Source organism: Streptomyces sp. NPDC051064, assembly GCF_044455985.1.
In the GTDB taxonomy this organism is placed as follows: domain Bacteria; phylum Actinomycetota; class Actinomycetes; order Streptomycetales; family Streptomycetaceae; genus Streptomyces.
Map to the genome: position 1 here is coordinate 226,066 of NZ_JBITFK010000005.1, position 24,583 is coordinate 250,648.

Here is a 24,583-nt window from a genome sequence, read left to right on the forward strand (position 1 = left end):
GGGGGGGGGGGGGGGGCCCCCGCGGGGCCCCCCCCCCCCCCCCCCCCCGTCCGCGGTTCCGCCGTGGTCAGGACCGCACCAGTTTGTTGGCCACCGCCCGCGCCCGCTCCACGGTCGCGGCCTCGGCGGCCCGGAGCGAGACGGCCGCCTTCTCCAGCTCCACCGGGTCCTCGGAGGTGAACGGGGTGACCGTGTGCGAGGCGGTGACCAACTCCAGCTGGTAGCCGAGAACCTGCTGCACCACGGTGCGCAGATACGGGCCGCAGTGGTCCATGGCCGCGTCCTCGGAGCCGAGGGTGTAGTCGCCGCCGTGGGCCAGCACGATGGTCGCCGGACGCCCGGCGAGCGGGTTGGCGCGCGGGTCGTAGGGCAGCGTGCGGCCCAGGATGAGGGACTGGTCCAGCCATGCCTTCAGATTGGAGGGGATCGTCCAGTTGTGCATCGGCACGCTGATGAGGAGCGCGTCGGCGGCGAGGATCTCCTCGACGAGCTCGCTGTGCAGTGCCGCCGCTGTGCGCTGCCCATCGGTCTGCGGCTCCGCCATGAGGGTCGCGGCCCCGTCGCCGCCCAGGTGTGGAACGGGCTCGGCGGCCAGATCGCGGTAGGTCACCGTGCTCCGGGGCTGTGCCTCGTTCCACACCTCGCGGAAGGAGGCCGCCAGCTTGCGGGACACGGAGTACGGCGAGGGCGACGTGTCGATGTGCAGCAGGTGGGCCATGGGGTGTGCCTCTCGTGTGCGACGGCGAACGCCGGTGATGAACGCCCGTGACCGCATGCTGGCGGGCGTCGCTCGAACTTGGTCGGAGCAGCGCTTGCGCGCCCGCACCAGGTGCGGCGGCCCGGTGGATCAGCGGCGGGTGCCGATGAACAGGCCGCGCCCCGACTGCACTTCGGGGAGGTAGTCCGGTTGCAGCCCGGCCTCCTCGAAGGCCTCCACGTACTCCTCGCGGCTGAAGAGCATGGCGCGGTGCACCTCGGTGAAGTAGCGGACGCCGCCGGCCGGGGACGCCTGGAGGTAGTGGACCTCCATGCGGGACGTGTCGCCCTCGCGGACGGTGTGGGTGGCACGGGCGACAGTGGTGTCCTCCCACTCGATGACGTCACTGGAGACCCAGCGGTCGATGAAGGTCTCCGGGAACCACCAGGGCTCGACGACGACCACCCCGGACGGGTTGGTGTGCAGCGCGAGGCGTCGGACCGTCTCGTGCAGCTCCGCACGGGAGGACACATAGCCGATCGAGGCGAACAGGCAGGTGACGGCGTCGAAGGTGCGACCCAGGTCGAAGGAGCGCATGTCGCCGACGTGCAGCGGCACATGCGGCAGGTCGGTGCGGGCGATGTCGAGCATCGGTTCGGAGAGGTCGATGCCCTCCGTGTGCCCGATCAGTTCGGCGAAGGCGGGGAGGTGCCCGCCGGTGCCGCAGGCGACGTCCAGCACCGAGGCCGCCCCGGGCAGGCGCGCATGGATCTGCTCGACGACCGTCTCCGCCTCCGCCCTGTAGTCCTTGCCCCGTGCGGTGTGCTGTGCGTGGTAGAACTTCGCTGAGTCGGCGCCGTACATGGGACTCCTCCGTTGGCCGGACAGGTGGGGTGCGGCGCCCACAGGGTCGCCCCCGCCCGTCGAGCGCCGCTGGAACCCGGCCGGGGCTTGAGTGAATCCCGATCGCCACGTACCAGTCTTCGCTGTGCAGGGCCTGTTCTCAGCGAAGAAAGGGACAGCATGTCCGCGAATGGCAGGGTCGTCGTCCTGGGCGGCACGGGGTTCGTCGGACGGCACGTGTGCGCGGCGTTGGAGTGCCGCGGCACGGAGGTGGCCGTCGTGGCCCGCAGGCCGCCCGATCACGAGGTCGTGGGCCCGTTCCTCGCCCTCGACCTCGCGCAGCGGCCGGCGCGCGAGTCCGCCGAGCGGCTGGACGCCCTCGCGCCGTTCGCCGTCGTCAACTCCACCGGCAGTATCTGGGGCAACACCGACGCGCAGATGTGGGAGGCCGCGGCCGCCCCGACCCTGCGGCTGTTGGACATCCTCGCGCTGATGGAGAGCCGGCCACGGCTGGTGCACCTGGGTTCGGTGCTGGAGTACGGCCGGACGCGGGTCGGGACAGCGTCGGACGTCGCCGCGCCCGCACATCCGACCAGCGCGTACGGCCGGGCGAAGCTCGCTGCGACCCGGGCCGTGCTGGAGCGGATCGAGGCGGGCGAGCTGGAGGGCATGGTGCTGCGCATCGCCAATCTGGCGGGCCCCCGCAGCCCCGACGTCAGCCTGCTGGGCCGGGTGGCCGGCCAGTTGTGGGCGGCGGGCGGGCAGCCGGCGGCGGTGGAACTGGATCCGTTGCTGGCCCACCGGGACTACGTGGACGTACGCGACGTCGCCGACGCGGTCGTGGCGGCCGTGGACTCGAAGGTCTCCGGCGAGATCGTCGACATCGGCAGCGGCCACAGCACCTCCGTCCGCACGCTGGTCGACATGCTCATCGAGCGCAGCGGGCTGCCCGCGTCGGTACGGGAGCGTTCGGACGTGGGGATCCAGCACTCCACCGAGGAATGGTCGCTCGTGAACACCGCGCCGGCCGAGCACCTGCTCGGCTGGCGCTCCCGTCGGTCCCTCGCAGAGGCGGTGGACGGATTCTGGCTCGAGTTCGTCGAACGCCAAGGCCCGCGGGACGAACACCACCCCCTAAACGAAACGGAGAACCATCCGCGATGACTGCGTATGTCTGGGACTACCTGCCGGAGTACGAGCAGGAGAGGGAGGAGTTGCTGGAGGCGGTCGACACGGTGTTCAGCTCCGGTCAACTGGTGCTCGGGCCGAGTGTCGACGGCTTCGAGCGCGAGTTCGCGGACTACCACGGGCTGGCACACTGCACGGGCGTGGACAACGGGACCAACGCGGTGCGGCTCGGTCTCCACGCGGTGGGGGTGGGCCCCGGCGACGAGGTGATCACGGTGTCGAACACCGCGGCGCCCACAGTGGTGGCGATCGACGGCGTCGGCGCCATACCGGTGTTCGTGGACATCCGCGAGGAGGACTATCTGATCGACATCGACCAGGTGGCCGCCGCGATCACCCCCCGCACCAAGGCCCTGCTGCCGGTGCATCTGTACGGGCAGTGTGCGGACATGGGCGCGATCAACGATCTGGCGGACCGGCACGGCCTGGCGGTGCTGGAGGACTGCGCGCAGGCACACGGCGCCCGGCACCACGGGAGGCTGGCCGGGACCATGGGCAGGGCCGCGGCGTTCTCCTTCTACCCGACGAAGGTGCTGGGCGCGTACGGGGACGGCGGCGCGGTCGTCACGGACGACGAGGCGGTGGACGCCTCGCTGCGGCGACTGCGCTACTACGGCATGGAGAAGACCTACTACGTGGTGGAGACTCCCGGCTACAACAGTCGGCTGGACGCGGTTCAGGCGGAGATCCTGCGCCGGAAGCTGACGCGGCTGGACACCTATGTGGAGGGCCGCCGGGCGGTGGCGAGGCGGTACGAGGAGGGGCTCGGCGATCTCGCCGAGAAGGGCTTGCTCCTGCCGTCGGTGAACGAGGGCAATGAGCACGTCTTTTACGTCTACGTGGCCCGCCACCCGCGCCGGGACGAGATCATCGAGGCCCTCAAGGGCTACGGGATCACCCTCAACATCAGCTATCCGTGGCCGGTACACACCATGTCGGGCTTCGAAAGACTCGGCTACGGGGAGGGCTCGTTGCCGGTGACGGAACGTCTGGCGAAGGAGATCTTCTCGCTGCCGATGTATCCGTCGCTGCCGGTCGAGCTCCAGGAGAAGGTGATCTCCGCGGTGCGCGAGGTGGTGCTCTCGTTCTGAGCCGTACGCGAGGAGGAGGGCCACCCCGCGGTCGCGGGGTGGCCCTTCTCCTCGTGCGGAGCTCAGGGTCGGACGAGTCCCTCGATGACCTTCACGACCTCGGCCTGGGAAGGCATCGAGGCGATCTCCGCGGCGAGTTCACCGGCTTTCGCGCGGTAGGAGGTGTCGCCGAGGATCTTCGACACCGCGGCCTCGGTGTCCTCTACGGGCACGGTGTGCGAGGAGAGCGTGATGGATGCCCCGAACTCGTCCACCGGGCGCATCGGGATCGCGGAGGCGAGGATCTCCGGCAGGACCAGCTGTGGGGTGCCCGCGTTGAGCAGCGTCATCACGGTGACCCCGCCGCCGTGGTGCAGCACCAGATCCGCCGTCGGGGCGACCACGTCCAGCGGGACGAAGCCGGCCCTCACGTCCGGAAACTCGGCGCGCAGTTGGGCGGCGACCGGCTCCGGGGCGGCGACTATCACCTCGACGTCGCCGCCACCCAGGACGGGTCCGCCGAGCAGCGGGCGGAAGAAGTCGAGCCCGAGGGCCGGGATGAAGACGCTGCGCGATCCCGAGGTGATGACCACGCGGGGGCGGTCGCCCTTGGCGTACATCCACGGCTCCAGCGCGATCTGCGGGTTACCGGGGGCCCAGCGCATCGGCTGCGCGGGCTCGGCGTGCCGGGGCCGTACCGTCGGCGGCGTGATGTCGACGAAGAGGTCGGGCTCCGGTATCGCGGCCAGTCCGAACGCGGCCAGTTCCGGCTTGAGTTCGTCGGTCGCACCCTGCCAGTCGATGTCGGTGCGGTCGTATATGGCCCAGGTGTGGCTCACCAGGGGGATGGAGAACTTGTGGGCTGTCAGCGGGGCGGCGTGGTTGTACTCCCCGCCGATCACCACGTCGGGCCGCCAGGCCTCGGCGAGCTCCTCGGTGCCCCGGTAGCTGGCCGCCGAGAGCCGTGCGAAGCCCCGGCCCGCGAAGTCCATCTCTGTGCTCTCGCTGGTGGGCATGGGCAGCCAGTTGCCCTGCCGGTCCTTGAGCATGGCGTCGCCCATGCCCAGGTCGGTCACGCCGCGGGCGGGCAGTCCGAGACCGGTGACGAGGTCGAGGTTCTCCTCGGGCGAGGCGACCAGGACCTCGTGGCCCGCGGCACGGGCCGCCCAGGCGAGGGGCACGCTGGCGTGGACGGGAGCCGAACCGCCTCCGACGACAAACAGGAACCGCACGATGGATCTCCTTCGTTCATCTGGGACAGGGGCCCCGGGCGTCCAGCGCACCCGTCGGACCCGGGGTCAGGTTCTTTCGTCCGGGTCGAGCCCGGCCTGACCCGGGCAAGAGGCTCTAGTGGTGCTTCGTTACCTTGAGTGATCTTGCCTGGTGGTGGGCATCCTCGAGGTCTGGAACTGGGGGATGCAGAAGGGCTCCGGGGTGGGTTGGCGGAGTTCGTGGGTGATGTGTTCGGGTCGTTGCCGAGGCGGGATCAGCGGCGGTGGGGTGCGTGTTATCTGCGCGGTCTGATGCTGGACGGCCGGCGCAAGTCGATCCAGCCGATTTCTGAGCGGTTGCCGGACGGGAACATGCAGGCCCTGCAGCAGTTCGTGAACCAGTCGCCGTGGGATCCGTTGCCGGTGCGGCAGCGGATCGCCCGGAGACTGTCCGAAGTGATCACGCCGCAGGTGTGGGGTGATCGACGATGTGTCGTTTCCCAAGTGCGGCCGGGCCTCGGCCGGGGTGGCCCGCCAGTACTGCGGGGCGCTCGGCAAGAGGGCGAACTGCCAGGTCGCGGTCAGTGTTCATGCCGCGACGGACACCGCGTCGTGCCCGCTGGACTGGCAGTTGTATCTGCCCCGGGAGTGGACGGACGAGCCGGGCCGCTGCCACCGGGCCGGCATCCCGGAGGGCACCGTCCATCAGGAGAAATGGCGTCTCGCGCTCGGGCTGCTGGACAACGTGGCCGGTTGGGGACTGACCGCTCCGGTCGTGGTCGCGGATGCGGGCTACGGCGTCAGCACCCCCTTCCGTCACGGCCTTCACGAGCGGGGCCTGTCCTATGTGCTGGCCTTGACAGGGAAGGAAGTCGCCCACGAGCTGGACATCGAGCCGCACCAGCCAAGTTACGGAGGACTGGGGCCACCGACGCTTCCCCGCTACCGGACGGCACCGCGAGCTCTTTCCCTCCACGCGGCCGAGGCCGCTGCCGCCGACCAGTTCACCGAGGTGGGCTGGCGGCAGGGCAGCCAAGGGCCGATGCCCTCCCGGTTCGCGGTCCTGACCGTCCGGCCGGCGGGCATGAAGTCCCTGGCCGACGCCCAGGCCGCGGGCGGCGGACGCAACCAGTGGGACGGCATCCTGCCCACCTCCACCGTCCTGGTGGAATGGCCCGCGGACCAGAACACTCCGACGGGTACTGGATATCGAACCTGCCGCCCGACACCCCGGCCGCCGACCTGGTGCGGTGGGCGAAGATGCGCTGGCGCATCGAACACGACTACCGCGAACTCACACACGGCCTCGGCCTGGACCACTTCGAGGGCCGCACCTGGCGCGGCCGACACCACCACGTCACCCTCGTCACCGCCGCCCAGGCATTCCTCACCCTCAGGCGGCTCGACCCAAAGTCCACACGCCGGCCTGACCCTCTACCAGGTCCTGGACACACTCCAGAACCTGCTGAAGAGCTGGACCGGCACCTGCACCACCTGCCACCGACCCCTGCCCCGCAGAAGAACCAGACACAGAACCTAACGAAGCACTACTAGCGGCCCACGGCCTTCGCGTAGCGGCGGATGGACAGCGGTACGAAGATCACGAGGATCAGCGCCACCCACAGGAAGGCCGAGAGAACGGGGTGTTGGAGCGGCCACACCTCCGGCTCCGGCCGGCCTGCCGGGATGTTGCCGAACAGTTGGCGGCACGCCTCGACGACCGCGGCCACCGGGTTCCAGTCGGCGACGACCTGGAGGACCTTGGGCAGCCCCTCACTCGGCACGAACGAGTTCGAGATGAAGGTGAGCGGCAGCAGCACCATGAGCATCACGTTGCCCAGCACCTCGGGCGACTTCGCGGTCAGACCGATCGCCGCGGTGATCCAGGAGGCCGCGTAGGCGAAGAGGAACAGCAGCAGGAAGGCGAGCGCGGCGTCCAGGAAGTTGGACCGGATGCGCCAGCCCATCAGCAGCCCGGTCAGCGACATCAGAATGATCACGAGAACGTTGTTCACCGCGTCGCCGCTGGTCCGACCGACCAGCACCGCGGACTGCGAGATGGGCAGCGACCGAAACCGGTCCACGAGGCCGAGCTTCATGTCGTGCGCGATGCCCACGCCGGTGTTGGAGGCGGTCAGCAGCATCGTCTGGGTCAGGATGCCGATGATCATGAACTCGCGGTAGTTCGAGCCGTGCACGTCGATCGCGCTGCCGAACACGAACCCGAAGAGAAGCGCGAAGGCGATGGGAGCGGCGCTGGTGAACACCACGATGTCGGGGTTGCGCAGGTTCTTGAGAACGTTGCGCTTGGTGAGGACGAGGCCGTCCTCGACGGCCTGGGTGAAGGCGCTCAATGGACCTGCTCCTCGATCTTGCTGCCGGCCGCCGCCGTGTCGGAGTTCTCGGTCAGGGCGAGGAAGACCTCGTCCATGCTGGGCCGGCGCAGGGTGACTCCCGCCAGCCGGAGGTTGTGCTGATCGAGCAGCCGGATCGCGGAGACCAGCGTGGCCGGGCCGTCGCTGACGGGCACGATCACCCGCTTGTCCGCCTCCTCCACCATGGGCTCGCCCGAAGCGAGTTCGGCGAGCAGGGCACCGGCGTGCCGGGCGTCCTCGGCGGTGCTCGTGGTCAGTTCGATGCGCTCTCCGCCGACCCGGTCCTTGAGTACGTCGGGGGTGCCTTCGGCGATCACCCGGCCTCGGTCGATCACGGTGATCCGATCGGCCAGCTGGTCGGCCTCCTCCAGGTACTGGGTCGTGAGCAGCAGGGTGCTGCCGCCGCTCACCAGCTCGCCGATCACCTCCCAGACGGCCATCCGGCTGCGGACGTCGAGCCCGGTCGTCGGCTCGTCGAGGAAGAGCACCTCGGGCTTGGAGACCACCGCGCAGGCGAGGTCCACGCGGCGGCGCATTCCCCCGGAGTAGCCCTTGACCTGGCGGTTGGCGTTCTCGGTGAGGTCGAAGCGCTCCACCAGTTCGTCGGCACGCCTGCTGCTCTCGGTGACGCCGAGGTGGTAGAGCCTGCCGATCATCCGGAGGTTCTCCCGGGCGGTGAGGTCCTCGTCGACGGCCGCGTACTGGCCGGAGAGGCCGATCTTGCGACGGAGCTGGACGGCGTCGCTCCGCACGTCCAGGCCCGCGACGGTCGCCCGTCCCGCGTCGGCGCGCAGAAGGGTGGCGAGGACGCGCACGGTCGTGGTCTTGCCGGAGCCGTTGGGCCCGAGAAGTCCCAGTACGGATCCTTCGGGGACGGTCAGGTCCACCCCGTTCAGGGCGGTATGGGTGCCGAACTTCTTTCTGAGCCCCTCGGCGACAATCGCGTGGGTCATTGGTCCTCCATGAGCGGTACCTGCGCGGTGTGATCGCAGCGGCCGGCCGGTGGTCTCCCGGCGGGCCGGGCCCAGCGTAGGAACGATCGCGGTCAGCTTCGGTCCCCGATTCCCGGGTCGGCACGGTGGGACGGTTTCTGGCCGAATGTGCCCCGCAGACACGCCGGAAGCAGACCGGAAGGTACTTGCGCTCCTGACCGCCGGCTCGTCAAGCAGCCTAAAAAGCACAGAAGTTGTGGGATCAAGGCGGAATCCAGACGTCCCTGAGTGATGGCTCGCACCCTGGCACCGAGCCAAGCGCGTGGTGACCGGAGCGCCCCCGGCGTCCGGCCCCGGCGTCCCCACCAGTTGTCGTCGAAGCGGTCATCAGCCGACCGAAAACGGAGCCAGCAGATGAAACGGATTCTCGGCCCTCTCGCCATCACCGTCGCCCTCGGCGCCGCCCTGACCACCGCTCCCGCGGCGGCCGCCACCCCGGAGACCGTGGCGGCTCATCAGATCCGGGCGAAGGCCGCCGGCGTGTGGACCGGCACCGTGGCCGTCCCGGACGGAACGGTGGAGGTCACCATGTCCTTCCACCCGAACGGGACCGTCTGCTTGGTGGAGCCGCCGCCCGGCCCCGACGGTGGGGCCGAGGGCAGCGGGACGTGGACACGGACGGGCCCGGCCACATTCTCCTTCCGGGTCACGGAACGCTTCCTCGACGGTTCGGGAGCCACCGTCGCGTCGCTGCGTGCCGGTCACCGGGCGACCCTGCAGGGAGCGAACACGTTCACCACGGTGGGCGAGGCCTCGTACTACGACCCGGCCGGCAACGTTCTGGCCACGTTCGCCACGAGCAGCTCGATGCACCGGACCCAGCAGGCGCCGACGCCGAGTTGCCCCTGACGCCAGGGCCTGCCGGCCGGATCCACCGGCAGGCGGCCCGCTCAGCCCTCGGCGGGCTCGTCGCGGACGAGCGACCGTGACTTGACCAGCAGTTCGCCATCCTCCCGCACCAGGACGTCGCTGACCGCGTAGCTCGACTCGAACCGGGTGTCCCCCTCCGCCCCGGTGAGGGTGACGAGCGAGCCGTAGGAGACGGCGATGCTGCCGTCCTCGGCGCGGTCCATCAGGTAGTGGTCGTTCCAGTGCCGGACCACGACGGTCCGGTACCTCGGCAGCGCCTGCTCGGCGTGGGCGAGCATCGCCGCCCTGCCGTCGAGCGACTGCCCCCGGTGGACGTGGTGGGTCACACCGTCCTCGGTGAACGTCTTCACGTAGGCCTTGACGTCCTGTGCGTCCAGCAGGCTCATCTGATGTGCGTAGAACCGGAGGATGTCGACGTACTGGTCCGTGCTTACCGCTGCCATGCGGCGCCCCCATTCGTCGTGGCGAGAAGCCTTCGGGTGTCTGATCGGTCGGCCGGTCGGCCGATGTTCCGGGTGTCCCATGCCTCTGCGTTCAACGGCGGTGAGTCAGGCCGCAGTTGGGCTTCCAGATCGACGGCGGAGCGGAGCACGGCCCGCTGCAGTTTCTGCAGCCGGATGGACGGCTCCACGCCGAGTTCCCTGTTCAGGGTGTCGCGCAGGGTCCGGTACGACTGGAGTGCCTGCGACTGCCGGCCTGCCCTGTACAGGGAGACCATGTAGTGCGCACAGAGGTTCTCGTGCATCGGGTGCTGGGCGGTCAGCACAGTGAGTTCACTGAGAACCGCGTGGTGTCGGCCGAGCCGGATGTCGGCGCCGATCCGGCTCTCCAGCACGTTGAGCCGACTCTCCTCCAGCCGGGCGACCTCTATGCTCAGCGGCATCCCGATCCGTACGTCGGCCAGCGCGCGGCCCCGCCATTCGGCCAGCGCCCTGCCCAGGTAGTGGGACACGGCCTCGTCGTCGGAGTGCTCGATCGCCTGGTTGCCGGCCTCGACGAAGCGCTCGTAGACGCGGACGTCCACGCTCTCCGGGTCGATGTCGAGGAGGTAGCCGTCGAAGCGGGTGACGAGGATTCCCTTGGCCCGACCGCGGTTCTCGGCCGTGAGCGCTGAGTCGATCAGCTTGCGCAACTGCAGAATGTACGTCTGCAGCGTTGTACGTACGCTCATCGGTGGGTGGTCACCCCACAGTTCTTCGATGAGCGTGGGCACCGATACAATACGGCCCGCATTCAGGGCCAGCAGCGCCAGGACTTGACGTGGTTTCGCCGCAGTCGGAGTGACCGACTGCTCGTTCAGGTTGGCGTCCAGTTCCCCTAGTAAACGTATGCTCACGGTTCCCCCTATGGAGCGCAATGACCATCAGTGCAATCCCAGGACGTGCAAAGAATCCTTAAAGCAGTAATCTTGGTCGAGGCTTTTTCCACGCCGAGGCATTAATACTTCCGCTAAACCGCACTATCCAGCCTTCAATCTTCCCCACCGCAACAATCCGGCAGCCAGCCAGTCACGCCCTCACCTCTGGCCGCATCGTTGTCCGGAGCGCTTGAGTCTGCCTGGAACCGGCGCGAAACAGAAGCCCCTCACGGCCGACGAGGCCACAGAACAAGCCTGTGACCTCGCCCTTCGCCGTGAAAATGACATCGCGCCACTCGGGCGACAGCTAGTAGTTGCCCAGGCCGCCGCAGACGTTGAGGGCCTGAGCGGTGATCGATGCCGCCGCGTCACTGGTCAGGTACCCGACAAGTCCAGCTACCTCCTCGGGCGTCGAGTAGCGCCCCAGTGGAATTTTACTGTTAAACCTTTCAAGCACCTGACCCTCGGTAATGCCCCAGTAATGCGCGTACCCCTGCCTGACGCGAACGGCCATCGGCGTCTCCACATATCCGGGGCAGACGGCGTTCACGGTGATGCCGCTGGTCGCCAGCTCGAATCCGACCGACTTGGTGAAGCCGATAATTCCGTGCTTGGACGCCGTGTACGGTGCCGCCAGCATGACACCTTGTTTTCCTGCGGTCGAGGCGATGTTGATGACGCGCCCCCACCCGGCGTCGGCCATACCGCCATTGGCCAGCACCTCCCTCGTGACCCGGAAAACGCTGTTGAGGTTGGTGTCCATTACATCGAGCCAGAGCGACTCGTCGAGCTTCGCCGTCTCTCCACCACCTCCGCGCCCGGCGTTGTTCACCAGAATGTCGATGCGGCCGAAGCGGTCCACCGCCGTGCGCACGGCGGCCTGTACCTGCTCGGTGGAGGTGACGTCGCAGGAGACACCGGCGGCGCGGTGGCCGGCGGCACGCAGTTCGTCCACGGTGGCGGTGACGTTCTTCTCGTCGCGCGCGCAGCCGAACACGGTGACGCCCTGCTGCGCGAGGGTCCGCGCGGTGGCCAGGCCGATTCCACTGCTGACACCGGTGATGAAGGCGATTTTCGGGCTCGTCATGGTAGTTCTCCCTGGGAAATACGGACGGGAAGCGCAGAGGGGCCGCCCGGGACGGCTGGGGTCAGGCCGCGCTGAAGGGCAGGCCGCCGTGGAACTCGACCATGTCCCGGAACCCGGCGGCCACATCGATCCGGTCCCCCGGAGGCAGGCCCGCCAGTTCGGCGTAGGCGCGGTGCAGATTGCCCGCGAGCCGCTCGGGGTCGACGAGGGCCACGAACGGGCCGGGGTCGGCCGCCCGGGCCGCCCGCAGTGGGGACAGGCCCGCGCGCAGTCCGTCCTCGGCGATCCCGCGGAGCCAGCGGACGTAGGCCTCGGTCGCGTCCAGCGCGTCGGTGCCCGCCACCGCGCCATGGCCCGGGACCACGATCTCCGGCCCGAGGGCGCGCAGCCGCTCGACCGCCGCGAGCGACCCTTCGACCGAACCCATCAGGAGGAACGGGGTGACGCCCGACCAGATCACGTCCCCGGTGAACAGCACCCTGCGCTCCGGCACCCAGGCGACGACGTCGGTGGCCGTGTGCGCCGGACCGATCTCCAGCAGTTCGACGGTGAGTCCGCCCAGGCGCACGGTCATGGCCTCCCGGAAGGTGACGTCGGGCAGGGTGAGCCGGGGCTCGCCCCAGTCGACGCCCGGCCACAGGTGGCAGAGGCCGAGGCCCGCCTCCTCGATGTCGGACCGGGTCTGCTCGTGGCTGATCACCGCCGCGCGGGGAACGAAGTGCTCGTTGCCGAAGACGTGATCGCCGTGGAAGTGGGTGTTGACCACGAAATCGGGTCCTCCCGGCACCACCCGCCGTGTCTCGTCCCGCAGGTGCAGTGCCCGCGCCCGGGTCGCGACGGTGTCCAGGACCAGGGACCGGTCCTCCCCGGCGACCAGCCCCGCGTTGTTGAGGCACCACCCACCGGGAAGCTGCTCGTAGACGTGCACGCCCTCGGCGATCTCCCGCAGCCGCGGGAAGGGCGCGCGCACCGGGTCGGGGGCCGGGGCGGCCAGGCCGCTGCCGGCCGGCCGGCCGGGAGCGCTCATCGCACGGCCCGCGCGAACAGCTCCAGGGTCTCCCCCGGACTCGGGCCGTCCAGCGCCGCGAAGATCCGCCGGCCGTCCGCACCGTGCTTGTCCAGGCGGACGTGCGCCAGATCCACCCGGGTGGAGCCGTCCTCCAGCGGGGTGAAGACGACCTCGATCTCGCTGGCGCGCTCGTCGTCCGGGATCGACTGCCAGCGGCCGTCGATCCGCCAGGTCAGCCGCAGCCGCCGCGGCGGGTCCCATTCCAGGACCTTGCCCCAGTCGATCTCGTTGCCCTCGGCGTCCCACTCGTAGTAGCGGCCGTCGGCCTTCGGGTCCATGGCCAGACCGACGCGCGGCGTGCGCAGCAGCACGTGCGACGGCGGCCACCACTCGGCCATCCGCTCGGTGAACGTCTCGAAGCAGCGCTCCGGGGACGCCGCGACGACCACCGTCTTCCTGACATCCGGGATCAGCTGATCTCCCATGGTTCCTCCCACACGATTGCCGGGTTTCGGCCACCCTCGTCCGGCGGGCTCGACCCCGCGCGGAGCACCGCTCGACCTCGCCGGACGGCCCCCGGGTCTCCAACGCGCCTGGATCGCGAGTCAAGGAGCGGCCCGCACTCTGCGAGCCAGGCCGGACCCCTACCCGGCCGGTCATCCGTCACGGAGGGAACACATGGCCCGCAGGGCAGTCATCACCGGCATCGGCGTCGTCGCGCCGAGCGGAATCGGGAGGGAGCCGTTCTGGCAGCTCCTGACCAGTGGCAGAACCGCGACCAGGACGATCACCCAGTTCGACGCGAGCGAGCACCGGTGCCGGGTCGCCGCCGAGTGCGACTTCGACCCGCTCGCGCTGGGACTGACCCGCCAGCAGGCCCGGCGCACCGACCGGGTGTCGCAACTGGCCATGGTGGCGGCCGGGGAGGCCCTCGCGGACAGCGGTCTGGAACTCGACGGCGAGCTCGCCGAGCGCACCGGGGTGGCCATCGGCAGCGCCGTCGGCGGCACCACGACGATGGAGCGGGAGTACGCCGTGCTGTCGAACGGCGGCAAGGACTGGGTCGTCGACCCCTCCTTCGCCCCGCCCCATCTGTACGACTATTTCCTGCCGAGCTCGATCGCTTCGGAAGTCGCCCTGACGACCGGGGCGTTGGGACCCGCGGCGGTGATCTCCACAGGCTGCACCTCGGGCATCGACTCCGTGGGGTACGCGGCCGAGCTGGTCCGGGACGGCACCGCGGATGTCATGATCACCGGTGCTACCGACGCACCGATCTCCCCCATCACTCTGACGTGCTTCGACGTCATCAAGGCCACCTCCGCCCGCAACGACGACCCGGCGACCGCCTGCCGGCCGTTCGACCGGACCAGGACCGGGCTGATCCTCGGCGAGGGCTCGGCCGTACTGGTGCTGGAGGAGTACGAGCACGCGCGGCGGCGCGGCGCCACGATCTACGCCGAGGTGGCCGGCTACGCGTCCCGGTGCAACGCCTTCCACATGACCGGGCTCAAGGCGGACGGCAAGGAGATGTCCGAGGCGATCGACCTGGCTCTGGGCGACGCGAGGCTCGACCCGACCGCCATCGACTATGTCAACGCCCACGGCTCGGGCACCAAGCAGAACGACCGGCACGAGACGGCCGCGGTCAAGCTCAGCCTCGGGGACCATGCCTACCGCACGCCGATGAGCGGCATCAAGGCGAGCGTCGGCCATTCCCTGGGGGCGATCGGCTCCATCGAGATCGCGGCCTGCGCGTTGTCCATGCGGCACGGCGTGGTCGTCCCCACGGCCAACCTGCACGAGGCCGATCCCGAGTGCGATCTGGACTACGTGCCGAACACCGCCCGCGAGCGCGAGCTCGGCGCCGTCCTCACCGTCGGCAGCGGTTTCGGCGGATTCCAGAGCGCGATGGTACTCAAGAACCTGGAGCGGAGCGTCTCATGAATCAGGATGTCGTCGTCACCGGCGTCGATGTGATCGCGCCCAACGGGGCCGGACTCGACGCCTATTGGGAAGCGACCCTCAAGGGCGTGTCGGCAATCCGGCCGATCAGCCGGTTCGACGCCGCGGGTTATCCCGTACGGCTGGCCGCCGAGATACCCGCGTTCGACGCGGAGTTCGCCTTCCCCAAGAAGCTGACACCGCAAACGGACCGGCTGACGCGGCTCGCCCTGATCTGCGCCGAGGGGGCCCTGTCCGACGCCGGGATCGATCCCGCCGAGCTGCCCGAGTACGCGGTCGGCGTGGCCGTCTCCAGCTCCACGGGCGGCCTGGAGTTCGGCCAGCAGCAGCTTCAGCAACTGTGGGGAACCGGCTGGGAGTCCGTCAGCCCGTACATGTCCTTCGCCTGGTATTACGCGGTCAACACCGGCCAGATCTCCATCAGGAGCGGCATGCGGGGGCCGGGCGGGGTCGTGGTCTCGGAGCAGGCCGGCGGCCTGGACTCGATGGCCTTCGCCCGCAGGCGGGTCCGCAAGGGGACGCAGGTGATGACGACAGGCGGCTTCGACAGCCTGCTGTGCCCGTACGGGATCTCCACCGTTTCGGCGGCGCCCGGGGTCAGCGGCAGCACCGACCCGGACCGGGCGTATCTGCCCTTCCGCGCGGACTCCACCGGCTTCGTGCCGGGCGAGGGCGGCGCGGTGCTGGTCCTGGAGTCCCGCACGGCCGCCGAGGAGCGCGGTGCGGAGACGGTGTACGGGGTGGTGGCCGGGCATGGGGCCGCGTTCGACCCGGATGTGACCGGGTCCGGGGGCGACGGTCTGCTGCGGGCGGCCCGTGCGGCGCTCTCGGACGCCGGGCTCATCCCGGAGGACGTCGACGTGGTGTTCGCCGACGCGTCCGGCAGCGTTCCGCTCGACCGGGCCGAGGCGGCGGCGATCGAGCGGCTGTTCGGGTCGCGGCGGGTGCCGGTCAGCGCACCCAAGTCGCTGGTGGGCCGACTGATATCCGGCGGTTCCGCCCTCGATGTCGTCACCGCGGTGCTGAGCCTGCGTGACGGGGTCGTACCGGCGGTGCCCGGCACGGTGCGCGATCTCGTCGACCCCAGGATCGACCTGGTCGTCGGAGAGCCGCGCACCGCGAGCCTGCGTTGTGCGCTGGTGCTGGCCCGGGGGCACGGCGGTTTCGCCTCGGCGATGGTTCTCACCGCTCCGTGAGCCGGAGGCGGCGCGGCCGTCCCGTACCGGTCAGCGCCGCTTGCCCGCCGGCACCACGAAGCGCGTGTACAGCAGATCGCGGACGACGTCGTCGCCGCCCTCGACCAGACCGACGTACCGCAGGTCGCGTACCAGCTTCTCGACCGGGTGGTCGTGGGTGTAGCCGAGACCGCCGAACATCTCGGACCCCGTGGTGGCCACCTGCCAGCCGGCCTGGCCGCAGTACATCTTCGCGGCCAGCGCCGAGCGCAGCGTGCCGGTCCGGTACAGGGCGGAGGCCGGTTCGGCGCCCGACAGGTACCGGTCGAACTCCGCTGCCGCCGCCCGGCACTGGTGGCGCATCACGTCGATGAGCATCTCGATCTGACCGAGCTTCCCGGCGAACACGGCGTTGTCCGCCAGCCGGGCGCCCTTGACCTGCTTCACCGCCGCGTACTCCATACAGAGATCGCGGACCCGGCGGGACGCCCCGATCGCGGTGGAGGCGATCAGGATTCTGCTGGCGTTGAGCCCCATCTCCAGGTTGCGCAGCCCGTTGCCGCGCAGGGTGTGCGCGGCGGGCACCGAACAGTCCTGGAGCCGGACCCGGTAGGTGGCAGAGCCCCGCATGCCGACCATGTCCCAGCGTTTGACGATCTCCAGCCCGGGGGTGTCGCGAGGGACCAGCAGCACCCGGAAGTCGGCCGCGTCCTCGGCGTCCCGGGCCACCACCAGCAGCAGCCCGGCCGCGTCCGCGTTGGTGGAGAAGAACTTGTCACCGTCGAGAACCAGTCGACCGCCGTCGCGCCGGAACGTGGTGCTGATCCGGGCGAGTTCGCTGCCGGCCTCCTCCTCGCTGGCGAGGATCGCGCAGACGCCGCCGTCGCGGGCCAGCCGCTCCAGCGGCTCGCGCACCAGCTCGTCGTCGCCGCAGAGCTGAAGCATGGTGGTGCCGAGGATGGAGAGAAACGACCCGAAGGCGAACCCGGCGTCTCCATAGGCGAGTTCGGAGACGATGTCGACGCTGTCCACCAGGGGGACCCCTTGCCCCCCGTAGGCGGCGGGGATCCACCAATTGGCGAGACCGGCCTCGTGCAACCGGGCCGACTCCCTGGTGGGCGCCTCCGGGAGGCTGTCGAGATGGTCCGTCCGGGGCAGGACCTCCGCGTGCACGAAGGTCCGTACCCGCTTCAGCAGACCGTCCGTCATCGGAGCCTCCCGGACGTCGTCGCCGCTCACGCCGCCTGGGAGAGCTGCTGGTTGAAGGCGTCGAGGAAGTCCCTGGGCGTCTCGATCTCCGATATCCCGTCCTCCGGAAGCTTGAGTCCGAAGTGCTGCTCCAGGCTGCTCGTGGTCGCGATGACGGCGAGCGAGTCGAAGCCCAGGTCGGTCAGTCGGGTGTCCAGGATGTCTCCGGAGAGGTCGATCGTCTCGTCCTCCCCCATCGCGCTCTTCAGGAACGTCCTCAGCTCGTCGATCGTCAGTTCGGCCATGGCGGGTCGCCTTTCTCGTAGGGTGTGACTGCGTTCGGTGCGGACTGCGGTGTGGTTCAGCGGGCCTCGACGTACTCCTGGGCCCTGGCCAGCGTCGCCCGGCTGTTCGCGCCCAGGGAGTCGCGTACGGCCTTGCGGGCCGCTTCGAGTGACGCGGGCGGGTCGGGCAGCGCCGCGATGCCCTCGGGGTCGAGGATCACCCGGTGCCGGGAGGTCACCTCGACCACACCGTCGGCGGGCGAGGTGAACAGCCATTCGCCGTTGTGCGCCTGGAGCGCGGGCGGCAGCTTCACCTGCTTGTAGACGATGCGCCGCTGCGGCTCGCAGACCCGGCCCGAGACGGTCGTGTGGACCGAGCCGTCCGGTGAGCGGGTGTCCATCTCCATGTGCTGGAGGCCCTCGGCGTCCTCGCGGAGTCCGATGCGCAGCACGTGCGGGATGCGGTCCGGCCAGTGCCGCACGTCGTACAGGAAGTCGTACGTGTCCTTCAGGGAGCCGCGGATGGTCAGCGAGTCGGAGAAGTCCAGCAGCAGTTCCCGCTCGCTCCCACCCCGCTCGACCGCCCGGCGCAGGTGCTCCAGTTCGGATGTGCTGTTGTCCTCCACCGCCCGTGCGATACGGGCGAGTTGGTCCGGGTCGTCGCCGGTGGCGCGGTAGAAGTGGTCGAGGACGACCGTACTGGTCCCGTCGCCGTGCTCCGTCACCGACCACGCGCCGCCCATCGCGGCGACCGGGTCGGTGGGAGTGGCCTGCTCGAACTCGACCCGGTGCTCCTCGGGGCGCAGCCGACGACGGGACTCCCAGGTGCGGATCTCGTCGTTGGCCATGGCCCAGATCCGGATGCGTTCCTCACGGTCGTCCCCCGACACCCGCTCGGCCCGGAGCGTGGGCGGGAAGTACAGCGGCCACAGCCCGACGTCGGACACGACGCGGTACACGGCGTCCGCCCCGGCGGGCACAGTGATGGTGTGGGTCACCTCGGTCTTGCTCATCTCGAACCCTTCCTCCCGGTCCGCGAACGCGGTACGGGGAATCTGGCAGGGCCACGTCGAGCGGCCCTACAGTGGTGATCCAGCGGCCCGTCACGCCTCGCCGAGTGCCTTGATCATGGACTCGACCAGGGCGCGCGGCGTCGGGTTCTTCAGGACCACGTCGGCAGGCAGCCGCAGTCCCGTGGCCGCGTTGAGCCGGTTGCGCAGGTCGACACTGAGCAGTGAGTCGAAGCCGAGGTCCCGGAAACCCTCGTCCGTCCCGACCGCGGAGGCGTCCCCGTAGCCGAGCACGTCGGCGGCGTGGGAGCGGACGAGCGTCAGGAACGCCTCTTCGGAGGGCTGTTCCGTGGGAAGCGCCCCGGTCTGCCGTGCCTGCCCCGTCTCCCGCGGCCCATGGGCGGGGAGGTCGCGGCTCCCGGTCGGGGCGGGCGAGTCGTTCGGACCGGTCAGTTCCTCGAACAGGCGGGCGGCCCTGCTGCCCGGCCGGATGCCGGTGAGCGCCGGCCGCAGCGGTACCCGGAGCGATCCCGCCGAGGCGAGCGCCTCCTCCAGCAGCCGCAGCGCGCGGTCCGTGGCGATGGGCGCGATCCCCATGCCTGCCAGGGCGCCGACGGCCCGCTCGGACAGGTGCGAGGTCATCCCGGTCTGCTCGGCCCACAGCCCCCAGGCCACCGAGGTGGCCTCCAGGCCCTGGGCCCGCCGGTGCTGGGCGAGCGCGTCGAGGAAGGTGTTGGCCGCCGTGTAGTTGGCCTGGCCCGGACTGCCGATCACTCCGGACGCCGAGGAGAACAGGACGAACGCCGACAGGTCGAGATCGCGGGTGAGGTCGTGGAGGTGCCAGGCGCCGTGTGCCTTGGGAGCCGTCACCGCGCGGAGCCGGGCGGGTGTGAGCTGGGTGAGCGGCGCGTCGGCGAGCACCCCCGCGGTGTGGAAGACGCTGCCGGGCGGGTTCTCGGCGATCACCTTGGCGAGCGCGGCCCGGTCTGTGACGTCGCAGGCCATGACGGTCGCCTCCGCCCCGGAGGCGGCCAGTTCGTCCCGCAGTTCCGTCGCTCCCGGGGTGTCCGGGCCGCGGCGGCTCAGCAACAGCAGCCTGCGGGCGCCGTGCGCGGCGACGAGATGGCGGGCCACCCGGGCGCCCAGCCCGTCGGTACCCCCGGTGACGAGTGCGGGCCGGTTCGGGTCGACGGCGCGCGGCATGGTCAGGACGAGCTTGCCGCGATGCTTGGCCCGGCTCAGCATCCGCAAGGGCGTCCGGCCCTCGTGGACGTCCCAGGTGCGTAGCGGCAGATGAGCCAGGGCGCCGCTCTCGAACAGGGCGATCAGCTCGTCCAGCACCTCGCCGATGCGGTCGGGGGAGATCCCCAGGATGTTGTAGGCCCGGTAGGTGATGCCCGGGTGGTCGGCCTCGGTCCGCCCGATGTCGCGGATGTCGGTCTTCCCCATCTCCGCGAACCGTCCGCCCGGGGCGAGCAGCCCCAGCGAGGCGTCGATCGCTTCCTTGGCCAGGGAGTTGAGAACGACGTCCACGCCGCGTCCACCGGTGACGGCGCGGAAGGCGTCGGCGAAGTCCAGGGTACGGGAGGAGGCGATGTGATCCTCGGGGACGCCCCAGGCGCGCAGGGTGTGCTGCTTGCCGGCGCTCGCGGTGGCGAACACCTCGCCGCCCAGGTGACGCACCAGTTGAATCGCGGCGAGTCCGACGCCCCCGGTGGCGGTGTGGATGAGCACCGACTCGCCGGGGCGGACGTCGGCCACCTCGACCAGGCACTGGTAGGCGGTGATGAACACGATCGGCACGCTCGCGGCCTGGGCGTGGCTCCACCCGGCCGGCAGCGGTCTGACCATGCGCTCGTCGACGACCGCGAGCGGGCCCAGGGAGCGTTCGAAGACTCCGAACACCTGGTCCCCGGCGGCGAACCGGGTGACGTCGACGCCGGTTTCGACGACGACGCCCGACCCTTCGCTGCCCATGGTCTTCTCACTGGCCACCAGACCGAGGCCGACCGCGATGTCGCGGAAGTTGAGCCCGGCCGCGCGGACCTCGATGCGGACCTCCCGGGGACCGAGGGAGGCCTCCGCCTCCGGGTGTGGCAGCAGGGCGAGGTGGTCGAGGGTCCCCTTGCTGGTCACATCGAGCCGCCAGGCGCGGTGGCCGTCCGGCTCCCGGAGCGTGTCGCCGGACGGCATCCGCAGCCGGGGGCGGAGCAGTACCCCGGCCCGGACCGCCACCTCCGGTTCGCCGGTGGCCAGAGCACGCGGCAGCGCCCGGAGGGACGCCGGGTCGTCGTCGATGTCGATCAGCTGGAAGGCGTCGGGGTGTTCCGCCTGGGCGGTCCTGACCAGCCCGGTGATCACCGAGGAGGCCAGGTGGCGCACCGGTTCACGGTCGACGACGGACTGCGCGCCCCGGGTGAGCACCGCCAGGCGCGCCGAGGCGAACCCGGGGTCCGCCAGCCAGCTCTGGAGCAGGTCGGTCGTCTCCCCGGCGAGCGCGTCCACATCGGCCGTCAGCGTGTTCTCGCTCCCGTCGCCGCCGAGAGCGGCGACGAGGACCGCGGGCGCGGGCCGGGCGACCCCGTCGAGCCCGGGGAAGTCGTGCGTGGCGCCCAGTCCAGGGGTGGACAGCGCCGCCCAGGCGTCCGGGGCGAGCGCCTCGGGGGTGTCCGGGACCGGGGCCCAGTGCAGGGCGAGCCCCGCTCCCTCCTCGTCGAGGCCGCCGGGCGCCGCTTCCTCCGCGAGGGGGCGCATCGTGAGCGAGGCGACGGTGGCGACGGTCCGGCCCAGCGTGTCGGCACAGTGCACGGTGACCTCGTCGCCCTCGGTGCTGATGCGCACCCGCAGGCCACGGGTCGTGGAAGGCGCGAGGGTGACGTCCCGCCAGGCGAAGGGGACCACCAGTTCGCCGCCGCTCCGGAGGATCGCGGCGTGCAGGGCGGCGTCGAGCAGCGCCGGGTGCACGGTGGCTCCGGAGCCCTCCGCGGTCCCGTCGGGCAGGCTCACCTCGGCGAAGGTGTCGGAGCCGCGCACCCACATCCCGCGCAGCCCGGCGAAGGCCGGACCGTAGCCGTAACCGCGCGCGGCCAGCCGAAGGTAGGCGTCGCTCAGGTCGATGCGGGAGGCGTCGGCGGGCGGCCAGGCGACCGAGGGCGCCGTGTCCGCCTGCGGGCTCCCGGGGGCCAGCACGCCGGAGGCGTGGGCCGTCCAGGCTTCCCCGTCGGCGGGGCAGGCGTGGACGGTGAGACGGCGGTGGCCCGCTGCGTCCGCCGGTTCCAGCAGCACGCGGAGATCGGCCGCGGTGTCCTCGGGGGAGATCAGCGGAACGCCCAGGGTCAGCTCCTGGACAACAGGAAGTCCGGCCGCCCGTCCCGCCTCGGCGAGCAGCGCCAGGAAGGCCGTCGCCGGGGCGAGCACGGTGCCGCGCACCCGGTGGTCGGCGAGCCAGGGGTGACGCGCCGGGTCGAGACGCGCGGCGAACACCGTCGTTCCCGTCGGCAGTTCGAGTGACCGCAACGCGAAGTCGCCCGTGTCCGGCCCGGCTTCGGAGGCTGGTACGCCTTCCGGGGCACTCGCCCAGTAGCGGCTGCGGTCGAAGGCGTAGGTCGGCAGCACGGCCCGGCGGCCCGGCGGCTGGAGCGGACCGAGGTCCACGGGGACGCCGACGGCCTGGGCCGCGGCGGCCGAGGTGAGGAACTGCCCGGGGCCTGCGCTGCCGCGCCGGACGGTTTCCAGGACCGAGCCGCGCACTCCCGCGGCCTCCAGGATCGCCTGCAGACCGAAGGTGAGGACCGGGTGCGGGCTGACCTCGACGAACACCCGGTGTCTGCGGTCCACGAGCCGCTGGACCGCCTCCTGGAAGCGCACGGGGTTGCGCAGGTTCTCGAACCAGTACGAGGCGTCCATGGCCGAGGCCTCGATCGGCTCGCCGGTCAGCGTCGAATACACCGGCACGGTCCCGGGGCCCGGAGCGACGCCGGACAGGCCCTCGGCCAGCGGTTCGCGCAGGACGTCCATGGCCTCGGTGTGCGAGGCGTAGTCGACCTCGATGCGCCGGGCGTCGATCCCGCGCGCCTCGCAGACGGCCAGCAGGCCCTCCAACGACGGGACACCGCCCGCCACGACCGTGCTGGAAGGCCCGTTGAGCGCGGCGATCCCGGCCTTCCCGTTCGTGCCGTCCGCCGCGTCCAGCAGTCCCTGGGTCGCTTCCGCACCCAGCGGCACGGAGACCATTCCGCCGCTGCCCGCAACCGTGTGCAGGGCCTTGCTCCGCAGGGCGACGATCCGGCACGCGTCGTCGAGGGTGAGCACCCCGGCCACGTGCGCTGCGGCGATCTCACCCTGCGAGTGGCCGACGACGGCCGCGGGCCGCACCCCGGCCGCCTCCCACATCCGGGCCAGCGACACCATCACCGCGAACAGCGCGGGCTGGACGACGTCGACGCGGTCCAGGTCCTCGCCACGCAGCACTTCGGACAGCCGCCAGTCGACGTACGGCTCCAGTGCCCGTTCGCACGCCTCGACGCTGCGGCGGAACGGCTCCGACCGGTCCATCAGCTCCCGGCCCATCCCCCGCCACTGCGACCCCTGGCCGGGGAAGACGAACACCGGTCCGGCGGAGCCCTGCCGGGCCTCGCCTCTCAGCACGGTCGGCGATCGGTAGCGGCCGGGCGAGGGGGGTTCGTAGGTCCCCGAGGCCAACTGGCCGAGTCCGCGGGCGAGGTCAGCGGCGTCGTCGGCGACCACGGCGGCCCGGTGAGCGAAGCGGGTACGGGAGCGGAGGACCCGGGAGACGTCCTCGGGCGCGGTGTCAGGGGCGTCGGTGAGGAATGCGCCTAGGGCCGCCGCCTGGGTGCGCAGGGCGTCGGGGCTCGGGGCGGACAGCTGCCAGACGTGGGGGCCCCCGGCGGGTGCGTCCTCCGTCGGCTCCGGGGCAGGGGCCCGGACGGCCTCCTCCAGGACCACGTGGGCGTTGCTTCCGCTGATGCCGAAGGAGGAGACCCCGGCACGCCGGGGACCTTCCTCCGCCCGGTTCCAGTCACGGGCCTCGTGCAGCAGGGCGAGACCGCTGCTCGCCCAGTCCACGTGCCGGCTCGGGGTGCCCGTGTGAAGGGTGGCGGGCATGACCCCGGCGCGCATCGCCTGCACGACCTTGATCACGCCGCCCACGCCGGCGGCGGCCTGCGCGTGTCCCAGATTGGACTTCAGCGAGCCGAGCCACAGCGGGCGCTCCGCGGTACGGCCCGAGCCGTAGGCTGCCGCCAGCGCGCGGGCTTCGATCGGGTCACCCAGTTCGGTGCCGGTGCCGTGCCCCTCCACCAGGTCGACGGTGTGCGGGTGGAGCCCCGCCCGGTCCAGGGCGAGCGAGATGACCTTCTCCTGGGCGGACTTGCTGGGCGCGGTCAGCCCGTTGCTCGCACCGTCCTGGTTGGTCGCGCTGCCCCGGATCAGGGCGAGGATCTCGTGGCCGTGGGCGAGGGCGTCCGACTGCCGCTCCAGCAGGAGCAGGCCGGCGCCCTCCGACCAGGCGGTGCCGTTGGCGTCGTCGGAGTAGGAGCGGCAGCGTCCGTCCGGGGACAGTCCGCCCTGGCGGCTGAAGTCGATGAACATGCCGGGGGTCGGCATCACCGCGACCCCGCCGGCCAGCGCGCGGTCGCACTCGCCCTGGCGCAGCGCCTGGACAGCGAGGTGCAGGGCGACCAGCGAGGAGGAGCAGGCGGTGTCGACGGTGAGTGCGGGGCCGCGCAGGCCGAACCAGTAGGCGATGCGGCCCGACGCGACGCTGGTGGTGCTGCCGGTGATCCGGTAGCCGCCCGCGTCCTCGTTGTCCTCGTGCAGCCGGGGCCCGTACTCCTGGGCCATAGCGCCGACGAATACGCCGGTGTCGCTGCCGGCCAGCGTGTCCTTGTCGAGGCCGGCCCGTTCGAAGGTCTCCCATGCCACTTCGAGGAGCAGCCGCTGCTGCGGGTCCATCCCGGCGGCCTCGCGGGGTGAGATGCCGAAGAACTTGGCGTCGAACAGGTCCGCGTCGTGGACGAACCCACCGTGCCGCGTGCTGGAGCGCCCGTCGGCATCGGACAGGTCCCAGCCGCGGTTGCCGGGGAACGGGGAGATGGCGTCGCCGCCGGACGCGACGAGCCTCCAGAGGTCCTCCGGGGACCGTACGCCTCCCGGATACCGGCAGCCCATGGACACGATGGCGATCGGTTCCTGGCCCCCGTGGGGAGCAGGTATTTCCTGGGTCATGGTGCTCAAGGCCTTT

19 protein-coding genes and 1 pseudogene are annotated in these 24,583 nt (G+C 70.9%); 6 read left to right on the plus strand and 14 right to left on the minus strand.

Going from position 1 to position 24,583, the window contains the following annotated elements; all coding sequences use genetic code 11:
• Nucleotides 1-67: 67 nt before the first annotated feature.
• Together ACIBCU_RS19210 and ACIBCU_RS19215 are read right to left on the minus strand one after the other, a co-directional pair.
• Nucleotides 68-718 (minus strand): FMN-dependent NADH-azoreductase, encoded by a 651-nt coding sequence (locus ACIBCU_RS19210; protein ID WP_399232600.1) that lies wholly within the window; start codon nucleotides 716-718, stop codon nucleotides 68-70.
• Nucleotides 719-847: 129 nt separating this feature from the next.
• Complete coding sequence (locus ACIBCU_RS19215) at nucleotides 848-1,561, minus strand: class I SAM-dependent methyltransferase (RefSeq protein WP_362935264.1); 714 nt, start codon at nucleotides 1,559-1,561, stop codon at nucleotides 848-850.
• 159 nt (nucleotides 1,562-1,720) lie between these two features.
• Here ACIBCU_RS19215 and ACIBCU_RS19220 point away from each other — a divergent pair, with 159 nt between their 5' ends.
• Together ACIBCU_RS19220 and ACIBCU_RS19225 are read left to right on the plus strand one after the other, a co-directional pair.
• Nucleotides 1,721-2,704 (plus strand): NAD(P)-dependent oxidoreductase, encoded by a 984-nt coding sequence (locus ACIBCU_RS19220; protein WP_362935267.1) that lies wholly within the window; start codon nucleotides 1,721-1,723, stop codon nucleotides 2,702-2,704.
• Nucleotides 2,701-3,819, plus strand: coding sequence for a DegT/DnrJ/EryC1/StrS family aminotransferase (locus tag ACIBCU_RS19225; RefSeq protein WP_399232603.1), 1,119 nt, complete (start codon nucleotides 2,701-2,703; stop codon nucleotides 3,817-3,819). The genes ACIBCU_RS19220 and ACIBCU_RS19225 overlap by 4 nt, the downstream gene beginning before the upstream one ends.
• Before the next feature lie 62 nt (nucleotides 3,820-3,881).
• On the opposite strand, the gene ACIBCU_RS19230 is transcribed toward ACIBCU_RS19225, so the two are convergent.
• Nucleotides 3,882-5,030 carry a nucleotide disphospho-sugar-binding domain-containing protein gene (locus ACIBCU_RS19230; RefSeq protein WP_362935273.1) on the minus strand — a complete coding sequence of 383 codons (1,149 nt, stop codon included), beginning with the start codon at nucleotides 5,028-5,030 and terminating at the stop codon, nucleotides 3,882-3,884.
• A gap of 171 nt (nucleotides 5,031-5,201) precedes the next feature.
• Between ACIBCU_RS19230 and ACIBCU_RS19235 the strand changes: the two are divergent.
• Nucleotides 5,202-6,478: pseudogene (locus tag ACIBCU_RS19235) on the plus strand (IS701 family transposase).
• Between the two features lie 81 nt (nucleotides 6,479-6,559).
• Here the strand turns inward: ACIBCU_RS19235 and ACIBCU_RS19240 are convergent.
• Nucleotides 6,560-7,363 (minus strand): ABC transporter permease, encoded by an 804-nt coding sequence (locus ACIBCU_RS19240; protein ID WP_399232606.1) that lies wholly within the window; start codon nucleotides 7,361-7,363, stop codon nucleotides 6,560-6,562.
• Complete coding sequence (locus ACIBCU_RS19245; protein WP_362935276.1) at nucleotides 7,360-8,337, minus strand: ATP-binding cassette domain-containing protein; 978 nt, start codon at nucleotides 8,335-8,337, stop codon at nucleotides 7,360-7,362. Before ACIBCU_RS19245 ends, ACIBCU_RS19240 begins: the two co-directional genes overlap by 4 nt.
• A 393-nt stretch (nucleotides 8,338-8,730) precedes the next feature.
• On the opposite strand from ACIBCU_RS19245, the gene ACIBCU_RS19250 reads away from it, so the two are divergent.
• Complete coding sequence (locus ACIBCU_RS19250; RefSeq protein WP_362935279.1) at nucleotides 8,731-9,225, plus strand: hypothetical protein; 495 nt, start codon at nucleotides 8,731-8,733, stop codon at nucleotides 9,223-9,225.
• 41 nt (nucleotides 9,226-9,266) lie between these two features.
• Here ACIBCU_RS19250 and ACIBCU_RS19255 read toward each other — a convergent pair whose 3' ends face one another.
• The 5 genes from ACIBCU_RS19255 to ACIBCU_RS19275 form a co-directional block, all read right to left on the minus strand.
• Complete coding sequence (locus ACIBCU_RS19255) at nucleotides 9,267-9,689, minus strand: nuclear transport factor 2 family protein (RefSeq protein ID WP_362935282.1); 423 nt, start codon at nucleotides 9,687-9,689, stop codon at nucleotides 9,267-9,269.
• Nucleotides 9,677-10,582 carry a BTAD domain-containing putative transcriptional regulator gene (locus ACIBCU_RS19260; RefSeq protein WP_399232610.1) on the minus strand — a complete coding sequence of 302 codons (906 nt, stop codon included), beginning with the start codon at nucleotides 10,580-10,582 and terminating at the stop codon, nucleotides 9,677-9,679. Before ACIBCU_RS19260 ends, ACIBCU_RS19255 begins: the two co-directional genes overlap by 13 nt.
• Nucleotides 10,583-10,910: 328 nt before the next feature.
• Nucleotides 10,911-11,690, minus strand: a complete 780-nt coding sequence (locus ACIBCU_RS19265) for an SDR family NAD(P)-dependent oxidoreductase (RefSeq protein WP_329815729.1) — start codon at nucleotides 11,688-11,690, stop codon at nucleotides 10,911-10,913.
• 61 nt (nucleotides 11,691-11,751) lie between these two features.
• Nucleotides 11,752-12,717, minus strand: coding sequence for an MBL fold metallo-hydrolase (locus ACIBCU_RS19270; RefSeq protein ID WP_362935288.1), 966 nt, complete (start codon nucleotides 12,715-12,717; stop codon nucleotides 11,752-11,754).
• Nucleotides 12,714-13,184, minus strand: a complete 471-nt coding sequence (locus tag ACIBCU_RS19275; RefSeq protein ID WP_329815731.1) for an SRPBCC domain-containing protein — start codon at nucleotides 13,182-13,184, stop codon at nucleotides 12,714-12,716. The genes ACIBCU_RS19270 and ACIBCU_RS19275 overlap by 4 nt, the downstream gene beginning before the upstream one ends.
• 193 nt (nucleotides 13,185-13,377) lie before the next feature.
• On the opposite strand from ACIBCU_RS19275, the gene ACIBCU_RS19280 reads away from it, so the two are divergent.
• Together ACIBCU_RS19280 and ACIBCU_RS19285 are read left to right on the plus strand one after the other, a co-directional pair.
• Nucleotides 13,378-14,646, plus strand: coding sequence for a beta-ketoacyl-[acyl-carrier-protein] synthase family protein (locus ACIBCU_RS19280; protein ID WP_329815732.1), 1,269 nt, complete (start codon nucleotides 13,378-13,380; stop codon nucleotides 14,644-14,646).
• Nucleotides 14,643-15,860 (plus strand): beta-ketoacyl synthase N-terminal-like domain-containing protein, encoded by a 1,218-nt coding sequence (locus ACIBCU_RS19285; protein ID WP_362935293.1) that lies wholly within the window; start codon nucleotides 14,643-14,645, stop codon nucleotides 15,858-15,860. The genes ACIBCU_RS19280 and ACIBCU_RS19285 overlap by 4 nt, the downstream gene beginning before the upstream one ends.
• Before the next feature lie 30 nt (nucleotides 15,861-15,890).
• Here ACIBCU_RS19285 and ACIBCU_RS19290 read toward each other — a convergent pair whose 3' ends face one another.
• From ACIBCU_RS19290 to ACIBCU_RS19305, 4 genes are all read right to left on the minus strand, one after another.
• Entirely contained in the window at nucleotides 15,891-17,048 is a 1,158-nt protein-coding gene (locus ACIBCU_RS19290; RefSeq protein ID WP_399232615.1) for an acyl-CoA dehydrogenase family protein, read from the minus strand.
• Nucleotides 17,049-17,074: 26 nt separating this feature from the next.
• Nucleotides 17,075-17,332 carry an acyl carrier protein gene (locus ACIBCU_RS19295; protein ID WP_399232617.1) on the minus strand — a complete coding sequence of 86 codons (258 nt, stop codon included), beginning with the start codon at nucleotides 17,330-17,332 and terminating at the stop codon, nucleotides 17,075-17,077.
• A gap of 56 nt (nucleotides 17,333-17,388) precedes the next feature.
• Nucleotides 17,389-18,324 (minus strand): aromatase/cyclase, encoded by a 936-nt coding sequence (locus ACIBCU_RS19300; protein WP_362935302.1) that lies wholly within the window; start codon nucleotides 18,322-18,324, stop codon nucleotides 17,389-17,391.
• Between the two features lie 90 nt (nucleotides 18,325-18,414).
• Nucleotides 18,415-24,567, minus strand: a complete 6,153-nt coding sequence (locus ACIBCU_RS19305; RefSeq protein ID WP_399232620.1) for a type I polyketide synthase — start codon at nucleotides 24,565-24,567, stop codon at nucleotides 18,415-18,417.
• Nucleotides 24,568-24,583 lie beyond the last annotated feature (16 nt).

Excerpts from the sequence above, each read along its gene's own strand:
- ACIBCU_RS19210 (WP_399232600.1), bottom strand. The coding sequence starts at position 718 with ATGGCCCACCTGCTGCACATCGACACGTCGCCCTCGCCGTACTCCGTG.
- ACIBCU_RS19215 (WP_362935264.1), bottom strand. The coding sequence starts at position 1,561 with ATGTACGGCGCCGACTCAGCGAAGTTCTACCACGCACAGCACACCGCA.
- ACIBCU_RS19220 (WP_362935267.1), top strand. The coding sequence starts at position 1,721 with ATGTCCGCGAATGGCAGGGTCGTCGTCCTGGGCGGCACGGGGTTCGTC.
- ACIBCU_RS19225 (WP_399232603.1), top strand. The coding sequence starts at position 2,701 with ATGACTGCGTATGTCTGGGACTACCTGCCGGAGTACGAGCAGGAGAGG.
- ACIBCU_RS19245 (WP_362935276.1), bottom strand. The coding sequence starts at position 8,337 with ATGACCCACGCGATTGTCGCCGAGGGGCTCAGAAAGAAGTTCGGCACC.
- ACIBCU_RS19250 (WP_362935279.1), top strand. The coding sequence starts at position 8,731 with ATGAAACGGATTCTCGGCCCTCTCGCCATCACCGTCGCCCTCGGCGCC.
- ACIBCU_RS19255 (WP_362935282.1), bottom strand. The coding sequence starts at position 9,689 with ATGGCAGCGGTAAGCACGGACCAGTACGTCGACATCCTCCGGTTCTAC.
- ACIBCU_RS19265 (WP_329815729.1), bottom strand. The coding sequence starts at position 11,690 with ATGACGAGCCCGAAAATCGCCTTCATCACCGGTGTCAGCAGTGGAATC.
- ACIBCU_RS19270 (WP_362935288.1), bottom strand. The coding sequence starts at position 12,717 with ATGAGCGCTCCCGGCCGGCCGGCCGGCAGCGGCCTGGCCGCCCCGGCC.
- ACIBCU_RS19275 (WP_329815731.1), bottom strand. The coding sequence starts at position 13,184 with ATGGGAGATCAGCTGATCCCGGATGTCAGGAAGACGGTGGTCGTCGCG.
- ACIBCU_RS19280 (WP_329815732.1), top strand. The coding sequence starts at position 13,378 with ATGGCCCGCAGGGCAGTCATCACCGGCATCGGCGTCGTCGCGCCGAGC.
- ACIBCU_RS19285 (WP_362935293.1), top strand. The coding sequence starts at position 14,643 with ATGAATCAGGATGTCGTCGTCACCGGCGTCGATGTGATCGCGCCCAAC.
- ACIBCU_RS19290 (WP_399232615.1), bottom strand. The coding sequence starts at position 17,048 with ATGACGGACGGTCTGCTGAAGCGGGTACGGACCTTCGTGCACGCGGAG.
- ACIBCU_RS19295 (WP_399232617.1), bottom strand. The coding sequence starts at position 17,332 with ATGGCCGAACTGACGATCGACGAGCTGAGGACGTTCCTGAAGAGCGCG.
- ACIBCU_RS19300 (WP_362935302.1), bottom strand. The coding sequence starts at position 18,324 with ATGAGCAAGACCGAGGTGACCCACACCATCACTGTGCCCGCCGGGGCG.
- ACIBCU_RS19305 (WP_399232620.1), bottom strand. The coding sequence starts at position 24,567 with ATGACCCAGGAAATACCTGCTCCCCACGGGGGCCAGGAACCGATCGCC.